This window comes from Pseudomonas sp. IT-196MI5 (assembly GCF_949767415.1).
Taxonomy (GTDB): domain Bacteria; phylum Pseudomonadota; class Gammaproteobacteria; order Pseudomonadales; family Pseudomonadaceae; genus Aquipseudomonas.
In genome coordinates this window covers 1-16,544 of sequence record NZ_CATKPZ010000032.1, presented here as the reverse complement: position 1 = coordinate 16,544, position 16,544 = coordinate 1, and the positions used below count along the sequence as shown (strand labels likewise).

General features: G+C 58.8%; 12 protein-coding genes. 7 read left to right on the top strand and 5 right to left on the bottom strand.

Going from position 1 to position 16,544, the window contains the following annotated elements:
- Nucleotides 1-730: 730 nt before the first annotated feature.
- Nucleotides 731-1,645: a LysR family transcriptional regulator gene (locus ACM6IK_RS18345; protein ID WP_414875479.1), complete on the bottom strand. Its 915-nt coding sequence runs from the start codon at nucleotides 1,643-1,645 to the stop codon at nucleotides 731-733.
- 235 nt (nucleotides 1,646-1,880) lie between these two features.
- Here ACM6IK_RS18345 and ACM6IK_RS18340 point away from each other — a divergent pair, with 235 nt between their 5' ends.
- Genes ACM6IK_RS18340 through ACM6IK_RS18330 form a run of 3 tightly spaced genes read left to right on the top strand, consistent with a single transcriptional unit; the run spans nucleotide 1,881 to nucleotide 4,753 of the window.
- A complete protein-coding gene (locus tag ACM6IK_RS18340; RefSeq protein WP_414875478.1) occupies nucleotides 1,881-3,056 on the top strand; it encodes a M20 aminoacylase family protein in 1,176 nt (391 codons plus the stop codon).
- A gap of 46 nt (nucleotides 3,057-3,102) precedes the next feature.
- Nucleotides 3,103-3,882: an ABC transporter substrate-binding protein gene (locus ACM6IK_RS18335; protein ID WP_414875477.1), complete on the top strand. Its 780-nt coding sequence runs from the start codon at nucleotides 3,103-3,105 to the stop codon at nucleotides 3,880-3,882.
- Nucleotides 3,883-3,892: 10 nt separating this feature from the next.
- Nucleotides 3,893-4,753, top strand: a complete 861-nt coding sequence (locus ACM6IK_RS18330; RefSeq protein WP_414875476.1) for a phytanoyl-CoA dioxygenase family protein — start codon at nucleotides 3,893-3,895, stop codon at nucleotides 4,751-4,753.
- Between the two features lie 662 nt (nucleotides 4,754-5,415).
- On the opposite strand, the gene ACM6IK_RS18325 is transcribed toward ACM6IK_RS18330, so the two are convergent.
- Both ACM6IK_RS18325 and ACM6IK_RS18320 read right to left on the bottom strand, forming a co-directional pair.
- A complete protein-coding gene (locus ACM6IK_RS18325; RefSeq protein ID WP_414875475.1) occupies nucleotides 5,416-6,876 on the bottom strand; it encodes an MFS transporter in 1,461 nt (486 codons plus the stop codon).
- A gap of 61 nt (nucleotides 6,877-6,937) precedes the next feature.
- Nucleotides 6,938-9,874, bottom strand: coding sequence for an EAL domain-containing protein (locus ACM6IK_RS18320; RefSeq protein ID WP_414875474.1), 2,937 nt, complete (start codon nucleotides 9,872-9,874; stop codon nucleotides 6,938-6,940).
- Between the two features lie 511 nt (nucleotides 9,875-10,385).
- Between ACM6IK_RS18320 and ACM6IK_RS18315 the strand changes: the two genes are divergently transcribed.
- From ACM6IK_RS18315 to ACM6IK_RS18305, 3 genes are all read left to right on the top strand, one after another.
- Nucleotides 10,386-11,258 carry a TauD/TfdA dioxygenase family protein gene (locus ACM6IK_RS18315; protein WP_414875480.1) on the top strand — a complete coding sequence of 291 codons (873 nt, stop codon included), beginning with the start codon at nucleotides 10,386-10,388 and terminating at the stop codon, nucleotides 11,256-11,258.
- 107 nt (nucleotides 11,259-11,365) lie between these two features.
- Nucleotides 11,366-11,845: a 2,4'-dihydroxyacetophenone dioxygenase family protein gene (locus ACM6IK_RS18310; RefSeq protein WP_414875473.1), complete on the top strand. Its 480-nt coding sequence runs from the start codon at nucleotides 11,366-11,368 to the stop codon at nucleotides 11,843-11,845.
- Nucleotides 11,846-12,029: 184 nt separating this feature from the next.
- A complete protein-coding gene (locus ACM6IK_RS18305; protein WP_414875472.1) occupies nucleotides 12,030-13,679 on the top strand; it encodes a 3-(methylthio)propionyl-CoA ligase in 1,650 nt (549 codons plus the stop codon).
- Between the two features lie 86 nt (nucleotides 13,680-13,765).
- On the opposite strand, the gene ACM6IK_RS18300 is transcribed toward ACM6IK_RS18305, so the two are convergent.
- Nucleotides 13,766-14,848: an alpha/beta hydrolase gene (locus ACM6IK_RS18300; protein WP_414875471.1), complete on the bottom strand. Its 1,083-nt coding sequence runs from the start codon at nucleotides 14,846-14,848 to the stop codon at nucleotides 13,766-13,768.
- Nucleotides 14,849-15,207: 359 nt separating this feature from the next.
- Between ACM6IK_RS18300 and ACM6IK_RS18295 the strand changes: the two genes are divergently transcribed.
- A complete protein-coding gene (locus ACM6IK_RS18295) occupies nucleotides 15,208-16,251 on the top strand; it encodes an AraC family transcriptional regulator (RefSeq protein ID WP_414875470.1) in 1,044 nt (347 codons plus the stop codon).
- A 22-nt stretch (nucleotides 16,252-16,273) separates the two neighbouring features.
- Here the strand turns inward: ACM6IK_RS18295 and ACM6IK_RS18290 are convergent.
- On the bottom strand, nucleotides 16,274-16,544 hold a 271-nt coding region (locus tag ACM6IK_RS18290; RefSeq protein WP_414875469.1), incomplete at its 5' end, for a hypothetical protein.

The following is a 16,544-nucleotide window of genomic DNA, read 5'->3' as shown; positions in this document are numbered from 1 at the left end:
ATAGCAGTCCTCAATTAATGTCACAGTAGATAGCCGGCAGACATCCTTCATGTGCTACCTGATACCGCTTGTCGACTCCCATTAATCGAATGGTTGATCTAGTGGTCATATGACATGAGATAACAAAAGACCGTGAAATCAAGGTGATGAAATGGCGTCGAGGTTTGTTGTCGTTCCGGCGATACCGACTGAGACGGGATCAGTCCGGATAGGTTGCCGCTTCTGCTCCACCATGGCTCCTTGCGGCTTCGATATTTTTGACAACAAGGAAATGTGCCGTCTTGGTCTGGCGTTTCCAATACGTGCGGAGGCGGAGGCGGTGTGCTGTGAGAAAAATGCAGTGTTCCAACTGACTCAATTTTTTGAACGTGAGCACCGCTCGGAAAACACTAAACTACGAAATGCCTGCTGAACGTTTTAGCCAATCTGTTGCGTCCACCCGTTGAATCCACAGTTCAATGCTGCCGTTGGAAGTACCGTTGCGAAGCCCCACTCTGTGGGTAGGGATTCGAACTCGACCAACTCGCCCTGTAGCCCGCTATAGGCCGCAGAGTGGGACTGTCCAAAAGCCGTCTTCGTTAGCCTCCGGCCAGCCCCTCAATCACAACGTTAGTCAGAGTCCGCAATGGGTCGCCTTCTGCCGGTCGCGGTAGACTGAGATCGACCAGGACCGGCCAGTGACGCATGACCATGAAACCAGTAACGTCCCACTCAGTTTCAATAACCGCTCTCAGACCAACAAATCGACGGTCTGCAACATGCGCCGATAAGGAGATTGCGCATGCCCCATCTCCAGGTGAATGGTTTCGATCAGACACTCCAGAAACCGCTCGGCCGCCGGCCGCAGGGGCTGCCCGCTTCGGCTGATGGCGCCCACCGAGGCACTGCCGACCGGCTCGCGCAGAGGCAAGGCGCACAAGCCTTCGCGCTGAGCACATATCTCCACCAGCGGCCAGGGAAAGATGCTTAACATGTCGGTTTCACGCAGCAAGCTCAGGATGATCGAGAGCGAATGGGCGAAATGCACATGCCCCTGCGTGGAAATCGTTCCATCTTGTTGCGAGGCCAGTATCCAGTCAGCCGACGCCAGGTCCTCCATGGTCCTGCTGTTCGACAGCGGGTGTTGCTGACGGGCGACCACCGCACAATCGGCTGTGAACAGCGGCAGATAGGTCAGGTCGGTGCTGGAAAACCGGGTATCGAGCCGTCCGATAAACAGATCGACGCTCGCATCCCGCAGCAGCGGACACGCGACCGATGAAAGCCCCTCATGCAATTCAAGTTGTACCTTTGGAAACAGCTGGCGAAAACGCACGACGGCTTTGGGCATGAGCGTCATCGCCAACCAGGGTGTCACGGCGACCGACAGGCACCCCTCCAGTTCCCCCTTGCAGTCAGGCAATACCTGACGGGCACTGACCATCTGTGCCACCAGCAGACGTGCCTGAATCAACAACTTTTTGCCAAGCTCGGTAAACACAATCCCTGAGGTATTACGGATCAGCAATTGTGTGGCGGTGTCTGCCTCCAGTTTCTGGATGGCCTTGGTGACCGCTGCCGGCGAAGTGTCGAGTCTTTTTGCAGCGCCGCGGATACTGCCCGCGTCGGCCACCGCCACGAGTGCATTGAGTTGATAGAACTTCATAGTGTCCGCCGGTGTTAACCCTGGGTTGCCTTGTTCACTTTCGATTGCCTGTCAGCTGCTGCCTTGGCCCACTACTCTGGGACCAACACCACCCGGGCTTCGATCCTCAGCAAAAGACCGTACCAGAAAAAGCCCAGGCACTTTGATGAAACGCATGATGCCGTAAGCCATCGTCGATTGTGGCCCTTGCGACAGATTGGTTTCTCCTCCTGGTCACCAAGGAAAAACACTGCCAATGACACAGTCCATCACGCTGTTAAAAGAGATTGAGCAGGAAATGCGCGAACTGCGCCACCAGATCCATGCCAACCCTGAACTCGGTTATCAGGAGGTCGAGACGAGTGAGTTGGTAGCCGAACGATTGATCGAATGGGGTTATGACGTGACGCGCGGTATCGCCGAAACCGCGGTCATCGCCACGCTGAAAAAAGGCACCGGTTCGCGTGTGATCGGCATACGGGCTGACATGGACGCACTGCCGATCCTGGAAAAAACCGGGCTGCCCTATGCCAGCCGGATACCGGGCAAGATGCACGCGTGTGGCCATGACGGGCATACGGTCATGCTCCTCGCCGCCGCCTACGCCCTCGCCCATGGCCATCCGTTCGACGGCACCGTCCGCCTGATTTTCCAGCCGGCCGAAGAAGGCCTGGCCGGCGCCCGACGGATGATTCAGGAAGGCGTGCTGCAACAGTTCCCCTGCGATGCAGTGTTCGCTGCACACAACATGCCTGGCTACCCTGTCGGAAAGCTCGGGTTCCGGGCCGGCCCCTTCATGGCCTCCGCCGACCAGGTCAATGTCACGATTCACGGAAAAGGCGGTCATGGCGCGATGCCGCATCTGAGCGTCGACCCCGTGGTGGTCTGCGCAAGCATCATCATGGCCTTGCAGACCATCGTCTCGCGCAACATCTCACCTCAGGAAATGAGCGTTATCACCGTCGGGGCCATTAACGCAGGCAAGGCGTCCAACGTGATTCCGGACAGTGCGCACATGCTGATTTCCGTCCGCTCACTGAACAACGCCGTCCGGGACCGCCTGGAGAGCCAGATAAAACACCTCATTCACGCCCAGGCGCAGGCATTCGGCGCGACCGCCGACATCGACTACAGTGCCGATTACCCTTTGCTGGTGAATGACGAAGAAATGACCCGGTTTGCCAGTCAGGTGGCCATCGACTGGCTCGGTGAAGACGAGGTGATGAACGACATCGTGCCCTTCAATGGCAGCGAGGATTTCGCCTACTTCCTGCAGCAATGCCCTGGCAGCTATCTGATCATCGGCAATGGCGACGGTGAAAAGAGCTGCATGGCTCACGACCCTCGCTACGACTTCAATGACGACATCCTGATTCGGGGCGCTGGCTATTGGGTCAAGTTGACCGAGGCCTTCTTGCCACTCAACGCTTGAGCAAAGACCTGCCAAAACGAGAAAACCAATAAAAAACGAGGTCATCATGCAACTACGCAAACTTCAATCCATCACCCTGCTGTTCGGGCTGATCATCACCCCGCTGTCGCAGGCAGAACCGGTGATCAAATTCGGCGTCGACCCTAGCTACCCGCCTTTCGAGCAAAAGCAGCCAGATGGCTCATTGAGTGGTTTTGACATCGATCTGGGCAATGCCCTTTGTGCCGAGTTGCGGGTCAAGTGTGTTTGGGTCGAGCAGCCCTTCGACAGCATGATCCCGGCGTTGAAGGCGAAAAAATTTGACGCCATCCTGTCTGCATTCAGCGCCACCGAGCCACGTCGCCAGCAGGTCGACTTCAGCCACAAGATCTACACCGCGCCGTCTTCTCTCGTTGCCAAAAAAGACTCCGGATTGCTGCCGACCGCAGAATCATTGGAGGGTAAGTCGGTCGGGGTGGTTCAAGGCTCGCTGCATGAAAGTTATGCCAAGTCGCAATGGGGCCGCCAAGGCGTCAATATCCTTTCCTACCAGACCCAGGACCAGGTGTTTTCAGACCTCATCAACGGACGCCTGGATGCATCGTTCCAGGCCTCGGTACAGGCCGACATCGGATTACTGCAAAAGCCTCAGGGCCAGGGCTTTGCCTTCGCCGGTGAGCCCATCACCGACAAAAGCATCATTGGCGATGGCGTCGCTATCGGTGTCCGAAAAAACCAGCCTGAGCTCAGAGAGCAGCTGAACACGGCCATTGCCAGCATTCGCCAATCAGGCCAATACGACCAGATTGCGAAGCAGTACTTCAACTTCGATATTTACGGCGAATGAGGCAATCCCCATGAACGAAATGACACAACGCGGTGAATCTCATTTTGCCAGCCCCGTCAGCGACGAGACTGTACGTGCCTTTCAAACCGATGGTGCGGTGTGCATCCGTAATGCGTTTACCGCGCAGCAAATCAGCGAACTGACGCTAGGCATCGAGCGCAACCTTGCCCATCCCAGCCCTCGCGCAAAAGTGGCGAGCAGCCCTACGGACCCGGGATGGTTCTTCGAGGACTTTTGTAACTGGCAAGAGAATGCACACTATCGCGATTTCATCTTCAACTCCGCCCTCGCCCCCATCGCGGCCGCCCTGCTGAACAGCCAACAGGTGCGCCTGCACCATGATCACTTGCTGGTGAAAGAGCCCAATACGCGCCAACGCACGCCTTGGCACCAGGACCAGCCTTACTACAACATCACGGGTTCGGATACCGTGAGTTTCTGGATTCCAGTTGACCCCGTACCCAGGGAATCGACCCTCGAGTTCATCGCCGGCTCACACAAAGGCCCCTGGTTGATGCCCCGGTCCTTCATGGACAGCCAGGCCAAATGGTTTGCCGAGGGAACACTGGGCGAGCTGCCGGATATTGAAAGCCATCGCGAGGACTTTCCCATTCTGGGATGGACGTTGTCGCCGGGGGACATGGTGTGTTTCAACATGTTGACCTTGCATGCCTCGGCTGGCGTGGGCGGGCATAACCGTCGCCGTGCGTTTTCAGTGAGGGTCATAGGCGATGACGTGCGGCATGCGCCGAGACCTTGGGCCACCTCCCCCGACTTTCCTGGGCTTAAAGATGCTCTGGCATCAGGTGAACCTATGGAACACGAGCTTTTTCCGACACTCTGGCATCGAGAAAGCAGAATGTCCGAGTGATAGGTTGATGATGCTGGATGGCTCGAAAAAGGTTCTTCACGGAATTCAGGGGAACACCAAAAGCAAGATCAAAAGATCGCAGCCTTCGGCAGCTCACAGGGGAGCGCGTGCACCACCAAACAACGAGCTCGAGCGTTAGCTCGCCTCGCGGTGCTGTTGCGGTGCACGCCCCCTCGTGAGGCCGAGCGCAGGTTCTGCGCAGTGGGCAACCCGGCATGGATGCCGGGTTAGCCGCGTACGGCCATGGATGGCCGATCGCGGCGGGCCCTGTAGGAGCGAGCTTGCTCGCGAAAAACCTGAGAGCACCGCGGGGTGTCAGGCTCCCCGCTTCATCGTTGACCTCCATCGCGAGCAATCGAGCGTCGACCGGCTGCTCCTACAGGCCGGGCGGCGTTCCGTTTTTCCAAGTGACCCGCCGTAAGGGCGGAACCCTAAGTGGCCGTTACCGCAGCAATGAATATGTACACCAGGAAGAAAATGCTCGGCCGTAAGGTCGCCATCGCTGGCAAGTCGGATCGCCGCACCGCAGCTTCTACAGGTGTCGGTGTTCCCCGGGATTGCGTGAAGTACCCAAAAAAAGCAGATGATGGCCGGTGTAAGCCTGATGTGTTCACCTTCACGAAAGGGCCAACACCTTTTGCTCGCTGGCTGGTAGCCCCCCCTCAATCCTCGGCCTGCGACAAAGGCCTGGCCACCTGCTCCAACGCTCGACGCTCGGCTGCCACCCCCCAAACCGCTTGCACCAGCGCCGCCACACACATGAGTGCAGCGCCTGTCAGATAACCCATCAACAAGCTGCTGCGCTGCTGGGTCTGGATCAGTTGGCCAAACAACGTCGGCCCGATGATGCCGCCCAGGCCAGTGCCAAATGCGTAAAACACGGCGATGGCCAAGGCGCGGATTTCCAGTGGGAAGGTTTCCGACACGGTCAGGTAGGCCGAGCTGGCCGCAGCGGACGCGAAAAAAAAGATCACCATCCACGCCGCGGCTTGCTGGGTGACATCCAGCCAACCCTGCTGGAAGGCATAACCATTGAGCGCCAGCAACACCCCCGACATCGCGTAGGTGAAGCTGATCATCACGCGCCGGCCGATCACGTCGAACAGGCGCCCCAACAGCAGCGGCCCGCAGAAATTGCCCAGTGCCAAGGGCAATACATACCAACCGACATGCTCGGCGGGCACCTGGTAAAAATCGGTGAGCACCAACGCATAGGTGAAGAAGATCGCATTGTAAAAGAAGGCCTGCGCGGTCAGCAGGGTCAGCCCCACCAGCGCGCGGCGGCGGAATCTGATGAACAGGGTATGGAAGACCTCCGCCAGCGGCGTATGGTCCCGCGCGTGCAGGCGCAGTGGTTTGCCGGTCACGTCCGGCAGTTCATGGCCTTGTTCGCGCAGACGCGCTTCGATGCCTTCGACGATGCTTCGTGCCTCATCGCGCCGACCGTGGATCAGCAGCCAGCGCGGGCTTTCCGGCAGCCACAGGCGCATCACCAGGATCACCAGGCCCAGCGCCGCACCAATGCCAAAGCACAGGCGCCAGCCCAGATCGCCGCCGACCACATGCGGATCCAGCAACACGATCGCCCCGCCGGCGCCAAGCGCTGCGCCTAACCAGAATGTGCCGTTGATGGTCAGGTCGACCCAGCCACGATAGCGTGCCGGGGTGAATTCCTGGATGGTCGAATTGATCGCCGTGTATTCGCCGCCGATGCCCATGCCCGTGAGGAAGCGCAACAGCAGGAAGCTTTCCAGGTTGAAGGAGAACGCCGTGGCCGCCGTGGCACCTACATACAGCCATAACGTAACGAAGAACAGCTTGCGCCGCCCCAGGCGATCGGTCAGCCATCCGAACACCAAGGCACCGAGCACTGCGCCAGCGATGTATATACCGCCGGCCAAGCCGATATCGAAATTGCTCATGTGCAGGTCGGGGCTGTTTTTCAGCGCGCCGGACACCGAGCCGGCCAGGGTCACTTCCAGGCCGTCGAGCAACCAGGTGACGCCCAGCGCGACCACCAGCAGGGAGTGAAAGCGGCCCCACGGCAAGCGGTCCAGGCGTGCTGGAAGGTGGGTTTCGAATATCGCGCCGGGCTCGCGGCTATGCAGCTGTTGGTGGGTCATCGCTACAACATTGTCATGTGCACTCCCTTGTGAGTTAGGAGTCAGCCCCCGGATCGGGAGTTCAAAATTCCGCTGCCGGGTTGCACGCAGTGGTGAGCCCCTGGCGACCGAGCAGTGGACTGGCCAGCAACGTCTTCAAGGCCATCGGCCTGGCAAAATGATAACCTTGGGCCTGCCCCGCCCCCATTTCCCGCAGCAGGTCCAGCGTCGCTTCATCCTCGACGCCTTCGGCCACCACACTCAGGTCCAGCGATTCGGCCATCCGCACAATCGCCCGGACAATCGCGCGACTACGGGGACTGGTAGTCAGTTCGAGGATGAACGACTTGTCGATTTTCAATCCGCTGAAACGGTATTGATGCACATAGCTCAGGGATGAAAACCCTGTACCGAAGTCATCGAGCACCACTGACATGCCGTTGTCCGCCAGTTGCTGCATGGTCTGTCGGGCAATCGCCGGTTCGGCGACCAGCGCCCCTTCGGTCAGCTCCAGGCAGATGCGTGACGGCGAAACCCGGTGCTGCGCCAACAGTGTCAGCACCTCACCGGCGAAGTCCGGACGCGTCATGCTGTAGCTGGAGCAATTGACGTGCACCGGCGGCCAATCGGCGTGCCCGGGCTGTGCGAGGATCGCGGCAATGCTGGCGAGCATGTACAGGTCCAGTCGACCGATCAGGCGCAAACCCTCGACATCCGGCAGGAACTCGCCCGGTGCAATCACCCGGCCGCCCGGCTGATGCCAGCGGATCAACGCTTCAAGGGCCAACAGTTCGCCGGTTTCGACGCTGACGATCGGCTGGAAATACGGCAGCAGTTCGTCGTTGCGTTTGAGTGCGTTGCGCAAGGCCCCTTCTCGCTCGACCAGGTCCGAGACTTCACGGCGCACCTCCTGGTTGAACACCGCGTAGCCGTCGCGCCCGGCGCTCTTGACCCGATACATCGCCGCATCGGCATCGCGCAGCAAGTCGGCGGGCTCGTGATGGAACTGGTTGTCGGCGCTGACGATACCGATACTGCAGGACGAGAAAATTTCATGGCCATTGATGAAAAACGGCAGGTCGAACGCCTCCAGGATCCGTTCGGCAATTTCGATCATCACCTCCAGCGGCGCCTCGGGAGCCAGCACCGAAAACTCGTCGCCCCCCAGGCGGGCCAGCATGTCGGTGTCGCGCAGGCAACCGCGCAAACGGTGGGCCGCCTGCATCAACAGCAGGTCGCCAAAATGGTGGCCCAAGCTGTCGTTGACCATCTTGAAGCGGTCGAGATCGATGAACATCACCGACAGGTGCCCGCCTTCGTTGCCGAACCGCGACCAGGCCCGATTGAGGCGCTGTTGCAGGTAGGTGCGATTCGGTAGTCCGGTCAGCGCATCGTGGGAGTTTTCGTACTGCAACTTGGCATTGGCGTGATCGAGCTCGCGGGTGCGGCTCTGCACCCGTGCTTCCAGCTGGAGGTTGGCGGCATGGATCGCTTCAGCGGCCGTGCGTCGCGACAACGCTGTGTCGATGTGCCGCGACACGAACGTCAGCAGCTCCTGGTCACGCAGGGTATAGCGCACCTGCGAGGTATAGCTTTGCACCGCCAGCACGCCTCGCACCACGTCGTCTTCGAACAATGGAATGCCCAGCCAGGAGTAGGAGCGCACAGACTCAGGGGCCACTTCGGTTTCACCGTGCGCGGACAATCGTTCAGCCTCGCCGGCGTCAATCAGGCAGGGTCGACGCTGACGGATCACGTACTCGGTCAAGCCCCGGCGCCCTCGCCGTGCCGCCGGGCGGGTCGTCTGCCGTTCATCGACATAATAGGGAAACGTCACTTCACCGGTCGCGTCGTCGAACAGGGCAATGTAGAAGTTCTGCGCGAACAGCAGTTCACCGACGATGCCATGCAAGGTCTGGAACAACTCGGCCATGTCGCCAGGCCGGCTCGACAGTTCGGCAATCTGGAACAGCGCGCTCTGCAGATGTTCGGCGCGCTCTCGGTCTGCCACTTCCTGCCTCAAGGCGTCGTTGAGTGCCGAAAGCTCCAGGGTGCGACGCATCACCGTTTCTTCCAGGTCCTCCCGGTGCAGAATCCGGTCCAGCGCCATGGCCACGTGACGGGCGACCACCAGAAACAGCGCGCGGTCTTCGGCGCTGTAGATGCGAGAAACGTCATACACCTGCATCGCCAGCATGCCAAACACCTCATCCGAGGCATTTTTCAACGGTGCGCCCATCCAGAACTCGGGACGATCACCCACGCAATAAAAACGTTTTTCGGCCTGCGCCGCGAGAATGCCGGCAGAGTCAATCAGCAACGGCTGGCCGGTGGTCAATACCTGGCCGGTCAACGACAGATGCGCAGAGTCAAGGTATTCGTAGTTCTCGGCCTCCAGGGCATCAGCGTCGATGATGTCGACGTAATACGGGTAGTCGATCTTGCCAGTGCGCGGGTTATACAGCGCGAGATAGAAATTCTCGGCGTCGATCAGGCTGGCCAAAAGCCGGTGAACCCCGACCAGAAACACTGACCGGTCACGGGTCGAACTGGCCAGATAGGTAATTTCATACAGCACACGCTGCGTGATCTGCGCACGGGCAAGGGTATTGGTCTGTAGCTCAATGCCCAGGCGCTGGGCAAGTTCAGCGAGCGCCGGTTGCGCAGCATCCTCGACTGGCGCGAGTAGCCAACCCAGCACACCTTCGCCTCTGCCGGTCGGCCAGCGGTGCACGTTGCGGGCCCGGCAAAAGCCTTCAAACTCGTCATTCGCAACGCTTGAAGGCCAATGTACCCGTGGGTCGCCCTGGCCAACCCGATGCATCTGTTCACCGGCGCGGTAAAACACCCAGGCGCTGGTATGGGCCCAGCTGCGCGCTGAGTCCAGCAATTGTCCGATCGTGTCGTCGCCGCCAATGCAGGCCATGCCGACAGTATTCGGGTTCTCTGTTGGTTGAAGTGCGGCAACTTCGCACGTACTCGATTGCCATGGGGAGCCGGTCAATGTACGAAAACTCATCAGCGCTCCCTGAGCCCAAAACTGCCGACACTCACTTACTGATTGCCAGCAATGTGCCGTAAAGCTTCCCGTTTAAAGCTTGTAGCGGTTTTTTTCAATGATTTTATGCAGTTTGGTGCCAGGGGCGACAAATTATCCGCTGCTTGTTGTCTGACGGGGCGGCGTGTGTGGCGGATTCAACCGGACGATGCAACTCACTGGATTCTGTGTAAGTGGGAGGAGCGTGGCCATTATTCGCCTTCGAGACAGGCCTTCGGCTCATTCGTCCCAATATGCGAAGAAACTGTCCTGCCAAGCCAATAACATCGAACCCGGGATACCTACTATAGGAACGGCACCTCTACCTGACAGGCAGGGGACAGTTACCTATACCGGATGCACATATTGCGCACCGCCGCACAAGCACGGACTGGACACAACAATGACAAAAATCGCCGAAATCCAAGACACCCCTTCACCAGCGTCTCCCTCGGCACCGGCCATCATCCGGTCGTCGGTGCGCCAGCATTCGATCAAGGTAGAGCTTTGCACACCCGCCATCGGCGCCGAGCTCAGCAACGTTAGCCTGGTCGACGCTGCCCAGGATCCAGAATTGATCGCGCAAATCAGGGCCCTGTGGCTCAAGCACAAAGTGTTGTTCTTTCGCGACCAGAACATCACTCCAATGGAGCAACAGCACTTCGCCGCGCAATTCAGCGAACTGGAAGCCCATCCCCTGGCGCCGAGCCATCCGGAGGCGGACAAGTTGCTGATGCTGTACCGCAATCTCGATCCGAGCAAGCCCAAGAGCTATGTCGAAAAGGCCAGCCGCGAAAACCTCTGGCATGCCGATGTCACCTACAAGAAGGCGCCGCCCCGCGGCGCGGTATTGCGCTGCGAACTGGGTCCGGAGACCGGCGGCGACACCCTGTTTTCCAACATGGTGATGGCCTACGAAAAGTTGCCCGAAAGCATCAAGCAACGGATCGATGGCTTGTATGCAAAGCACGGTGCCGAGCAGACTTTTGGCGCCCAGTTGCCACGCGAAGAACGTCACGCGATGGCCCTGAAGACCCCCGGCGCTGAACACCCGGTTGTGCTTATCCATCCTGAGACGGGTGAAAAGGTGTTGTTCGTCAACTCGGCGTTCACTACCCATTTCTCGAATTTCTTCAACTTCGAGGACGTACGTTACGGCCAGGACTTCATGCCCGAGGCTCATCATTTGATGAACTACCTGATCTCCCAAGCCGCCATTCCGGAATATCAGGTACGCCTGAAGTGGCGCACCAACACGGTTGCCATGTGGGACAACCTGCAAGTTCAGCACTACGCGGTAGCTGACTACGGCAATGCGCCGAGAAAAATGCTGCGCGCCACTCTCACGGGTACCCCGCTGACCTGACCCTGACGGTCTTCCAGGGAAGCCAGAGCACCCGACTATCCGCAATGGTCGAACGGACTTGGCTGCCGAAAATTCTCGATCCAAACAAAAAAACAACGGAGATACCTATGCTCTACGAACACGTCGACACCGCCGTCATCGATGGCGAATCCCTGCCGTGGATTCCCTTTACGCCTTATGCCGAAAACGTCCTGCTGAAGTACTACAAGCTTGACCCGATCCGTGGTGAATGGATCGTCATGATGAAGGCGCCGATCGACATGCAGCTGCCCAAGCACCACCACACGGGTACGGTGATGGTCTACACCTTCGAAGGCCAGTGGAAGTACAAGGAGCATGACTGGGTCGCCGGCCCGGGCAGCATCGTGTACGAGACGGCCGGATCGACTCACACACCGGAAGTCGTCAGTACCGGTAGTGGCGACGGCTATGTGCTCACGCTGGTTCAGGTCAATGGCGATCTCGCGTTTCTGGATGAGAACGACAACATCGTCGCACTCGAAAACTGGAAGTCCGGGCTCAAGCGTTATCTCGACTATTGCGAGCAACATGACATCGCGCCAAAAGACCTCACGGCATTCAACTGATCCGAGTTCCAGGAAAACGCCCGGCATCCCTCGATTCATGGGGGGGCCGGGACAGTAACCTGATCGCCAAAATCCAGGGGAGGAAAACAGGCTGTCCCGGTTCGCGGTTTTGACGCGGAGTCTGACAGAGGGCCCTGGCCGCCTGTCCGCTCCCCGATCAAAGACGTACGAACGGAGTGATGTCATGCATGGTTTGATGATGCACAAGCAGCTGTTGATCTCCTCGCTCATAGAGCACGCCGACCGCCATCATGGCGATACACAGATCGTGTCCCGCCGGGTGGAGGGCGATGTCCATCGCTACACCTTCCGGGACTGCCACCGTCGCGCGCGCCAGATGGCTAGCGCGCTGACCAGCCTGGGTGTCCAGCCCGCCGACCGGATCGGTACGCTGGCATGGAACGGCTATCGTCACCTGGAGTTGTACTACGGCGTGTCCGGCATGGGTGCCATCGTGCACACCATCAACCCTCGTCTGCATGAAGACCAGGTCGCTTACATCGCCAATCACGCCGAGGATCAATACATCTTCTTCGACATGACCTTCCTGCCGTTGATCAAGGTCATTGCTGGCCGCTGCAATACGGTCAAGGCGTTTATCGCCATGACCGATCACACCCACATGCCGAAAGACGTCGGCATCGACAATTTGCTTTGTTATGAAGATCTGCTTCAACAGGGATCTGCCGACTACGCCTGGCCAATTCTCGACGAGGATGCAGCCAGTACGCTCTGCTATACCTCCGGCACGACGGGAAATCCGAAAGGAGTCCTGTACAGTCATCGTTCATCGCTTCTGCATACCTATGCGGCCGCGCTGCCTGATGCCTTGAACTGTTCGGCGCGCGACGTGATCCTACCGGTTGTGCCAATGTTCCATGTCAATGCCTGGGGACTTCCGTACATCGCGTGCATGGTCGGGGCCAAGCTGGTGCTTCCCGGGCCTGCGCTGGACGGCAAATCGCTGTTCGATTTGCTCGAAGCCGAGCAGGTGACTCTGTCCGCCGGCGTACCTACGGTCTGGCAAGGCCTTCTGGGGCATCTGGAAGAAACAGGCCGGCATTTCTCCAGCATGAAGCGCACCATCATTGGTGGCGCAGCCTGTCCCACGGCGATGCTGCACAAGTTTCAGGAAGTCTACGGCGTAGCGGTATTGCACGTCTGGGGGATGACTGAACTGAGCCCGATCGGAACCATTGGCACCCTGAAGGCCAGGCACCTTGATATGTCCCCGGCAGAGCGTCATGCCGTGCAATCCAAACAAGGCCGGACAGTGTTTGGCGTCGACATGAAAATCGTTGGCGCGGATGGACTGGAATTGCCTTGGGACGGCGCGACATCGGGTGACCTGATGGTGCGTGGCCCCTGGGTGGTACGCGACTATTTCAGAAACGAAGGTGACTGTTCGCCGCTGCTCGAGCACGCAGGCCAGACCTGGTTCCCGACCGGCGATGTAGCGACCATCGATGTCGATGGCTTCATGCAGATCACCGACCGCAGCAAGGATGTGATCAAGTCGGGTGGAGAGTGGATTGGCTCCATCGACCTGGAGAACATTGCGATGAGCCATCCCTCAGTCTCTCAAGCGGCATGCATCGCCGCCAAACACGCGAAATGGGATGAACGCCCTTTGCTGATCATCGTCAGGAAAGCGCAGGCAGCCCTGACACGGGAAGAACTGCTGGCCTTTTATGAAGGCAAGATCGCGAAGTGGTGGACGCCGGATGATGTGGTCTTCGTCGACACGATTCCATTGGGCGCTACGGGCAAGGTCCTGAAGAACCGTCTGCGCGAGCAGTTCGGCGATCATCTGCTGGTCAAGGCTGTCGGCTGAGCGTAGTGGGGAAACAATTCAGCCCTGTCCATGTGCAATGGCAGGGCTGACGTTGCGGCAGACGCCGGTACCGTGCACCGATGGTATCAAGGGGCTAAGCGTGCCTCTTGCTCACACGCCCTGTCGCTGGACACCAACTGCTCGAGAAATTCCAGAAGCAATTCGTTGACCTGAGCGGGGCTTTCTTCTGCGGCGCTATGGCCCACACCGGGTAGCAGGACCTTTTTACGCAGTGCGGGTAGATAGGCGTCCATCTGGTCGTAGAGGCTACGGATTTCGACCGGTTCCAGGGAGGGGTCGGCAGCACCACCGATGAATAGGCTCGGCTGGCTTACCTTCGCGCCGTCGAGAAACGCGGTAATCTCCCAGTTCCGGTCACGACAGCGGTAGTAATTCAGGGCACCGGTAAACCCCGTGCGCGTGTACTCGGCGATGTAGTAATCAAGCGACTGCGGGCTCAACCAGGACGGAAACTCCCCCTTGGGCTCGGTAAAGGCATTGAGAATGGGTTCACCGGCTTCGACGAACAGACGCCAGCGTTCGGCACCGACGGCGCTGCCGGAGATCGAGTAATAAACGCTGCTCAAGGTCTTGCGCGGATCACTGGCCAACTCGCGATCCGGCTTGTCGAGCTGCTGGAAATACAGGTGGTGGTAGACCCTTCCTTTCGCCATGGCCTGCAGACCCACGGTTGGTTTGACCTTGCCGCGCGGCGGTACCGGTGTATTGAGCATCACCAGGCCGTGGAACAAATCCGGTCGCAGCATGGCCGCCGCCTGGGCTACCCAGGCGCCCAGGTCATGTCCAATGATTACCGCTGACGTTTCGCCCAGGGCCGCCATCAAACCCACCATGTCGCCGACGGCCTGGCTCATGTCATAGGCTTCGATGGCATCGGGTCGGTCCGATTGCCCGAAGCCCCGTTGATCCGGGACGATGACTCGATAGCCGGCCTCGGCCAATGCCACGATCTGGCGGCGCCACATGTACCAAAGGTAAGGGAAACCGTGCAGAAGGATGACGAGCGGGCCCTCTCCCTCGTCGATGTAATGCATGCGGATGCCGTTGAGTTCGGCAAAGCAATGGCTGAATACATCAGGATCGTCGGCATCCACCTGCGCCATTGCAGCGAGCGGCTGACCGATACGCATTGAAGTGCGCGTATCCATTATCTACCTCCATCTTATCAGTTGTGGGCCTGAAGGTAGCTCTGACAGGGTGCCCCGCACTAAGCTTCACAGGACACAATCTTGTGAAATTGGGACAGATCAAAAGCCAGTAGCACTGTTTCTGCCGTCGCCAGCCATGGCCCGCCGGCAGTGTCCCAATATGCTAAGAAATTATCCCGCCATGCCCATGCCACCGCGCTGGTGCTCCCTAAGATGGGACCGCGCTTCCTGCTCTGCAATGCGCCAGACCAGGTTGAAGATCGCTTGCGTTGTCAGTACTTCCACACGCGCCGTCTTCTCGCTCAATACATCTTCGATGAAAAAAGAAATGCCGCCATCGGCCGAGGGAGATCCTACTCATGCCCAAGCTTGTTCGCGCCGCCGTCTTGACCAAATACCTGGAAGTCACCCAGGACCTGGGATTCAACCCACGCGACGTCCTGGCAGTTGCCGGCCTGATAAAGGCTCAGCTGCAAGCCCCCGAATACCGCATTCCGATCGACGCCGCCGTGCGCCTGCTGGAAGATTCGGCCGCCGCCAGCGGTTGCCAGACCTTCGGCTTGAGCATGGCCGAGTCGCGCCAGCTTTCGGACCTCGGCGTGGTCAGCCTGTTGCTCAGCCAACAGCGCACCCTGCGCGAAGCCTTGCAGGTGATGGAGCGCTACCGTCATCTGATGAACGATTCCCTGGGAATTTTCGTTGAAGAGGCCGGCAGGACCGTGATCATTCGTGCAGAGATGGTTACCGAATCCCTGCTGCCCATTCGCCAGGCCACGGAGTTGGTCATTGGCGTGCTGTTTCGCCTGTGCTCGACACTGCTCGGCTCCCAGTGGCGCCCCTACAGCGTCAACTTCATGCACCAGCCACCCGACAGTCTGAACCTGCATCGGCGCCTGTTCGGCTGCAATCTGGAGTTCGGCAGCGAGTTCAACGGCATCGTTTGCTCCGACGCCAGTCTCGATATGATCAACCCCAATGCCGACCCGGCCATGGCCCGTTATGCCCAAGACTACATCGACTCTCTACAGGGTGATGAAAGCACTTCGATGCTGTTCGAGGCGCGCAAGGCCATCTACCTGTTGTTGCCCATGGGGCGCGCCACTATCGAGCAAATCGCCCTGTCACAGGGCATGAACGTGCGCACCTTTCAGCGTCGTCTGCAGGACAACGGCTGTGCCTTCAACGACCTGGTCAACGACGTGCGCCGTGACCTGGCGCTGCGTTATCTGGAAAACCCGAACCACTCGTTGAGCCGCATCGCCGACATGTTCGGTTTCTCCATGGCCAGCTCCTTTACCCGCTGGTTCATCAACCAGTTCGGCATGCCACCGGCGGCGTGGCGTAGCGCGCAGAAACAGTCTGGTCTTTGCGCAGTGAGTGCCGCCGCCCCCAAACCTTTCTGAGCCCAGGGCAACAAAAGGTTCTTTACGCAATCCCGGGAAACACAGAAACACCCACGCCGATTTGCCTGATGATGTTTGTGCGAACAAACACATCTGACAAATCGGCGTTCTTTTGCGTGGTCTGCGAATCGTTTTTCATGAAAACGAGGGCGTCTTTCCCGGTCATTTTTGTGATGTACAAAAAAAACGGCGACTGCTGGTACAGTCGCCGCGAAAGCGCGAGGTTGGAACACAATCCCTGTAGGAGCGAGCCTGCTCGCGATGGTCGTGAACGATTACGCGTAAAACCAGAT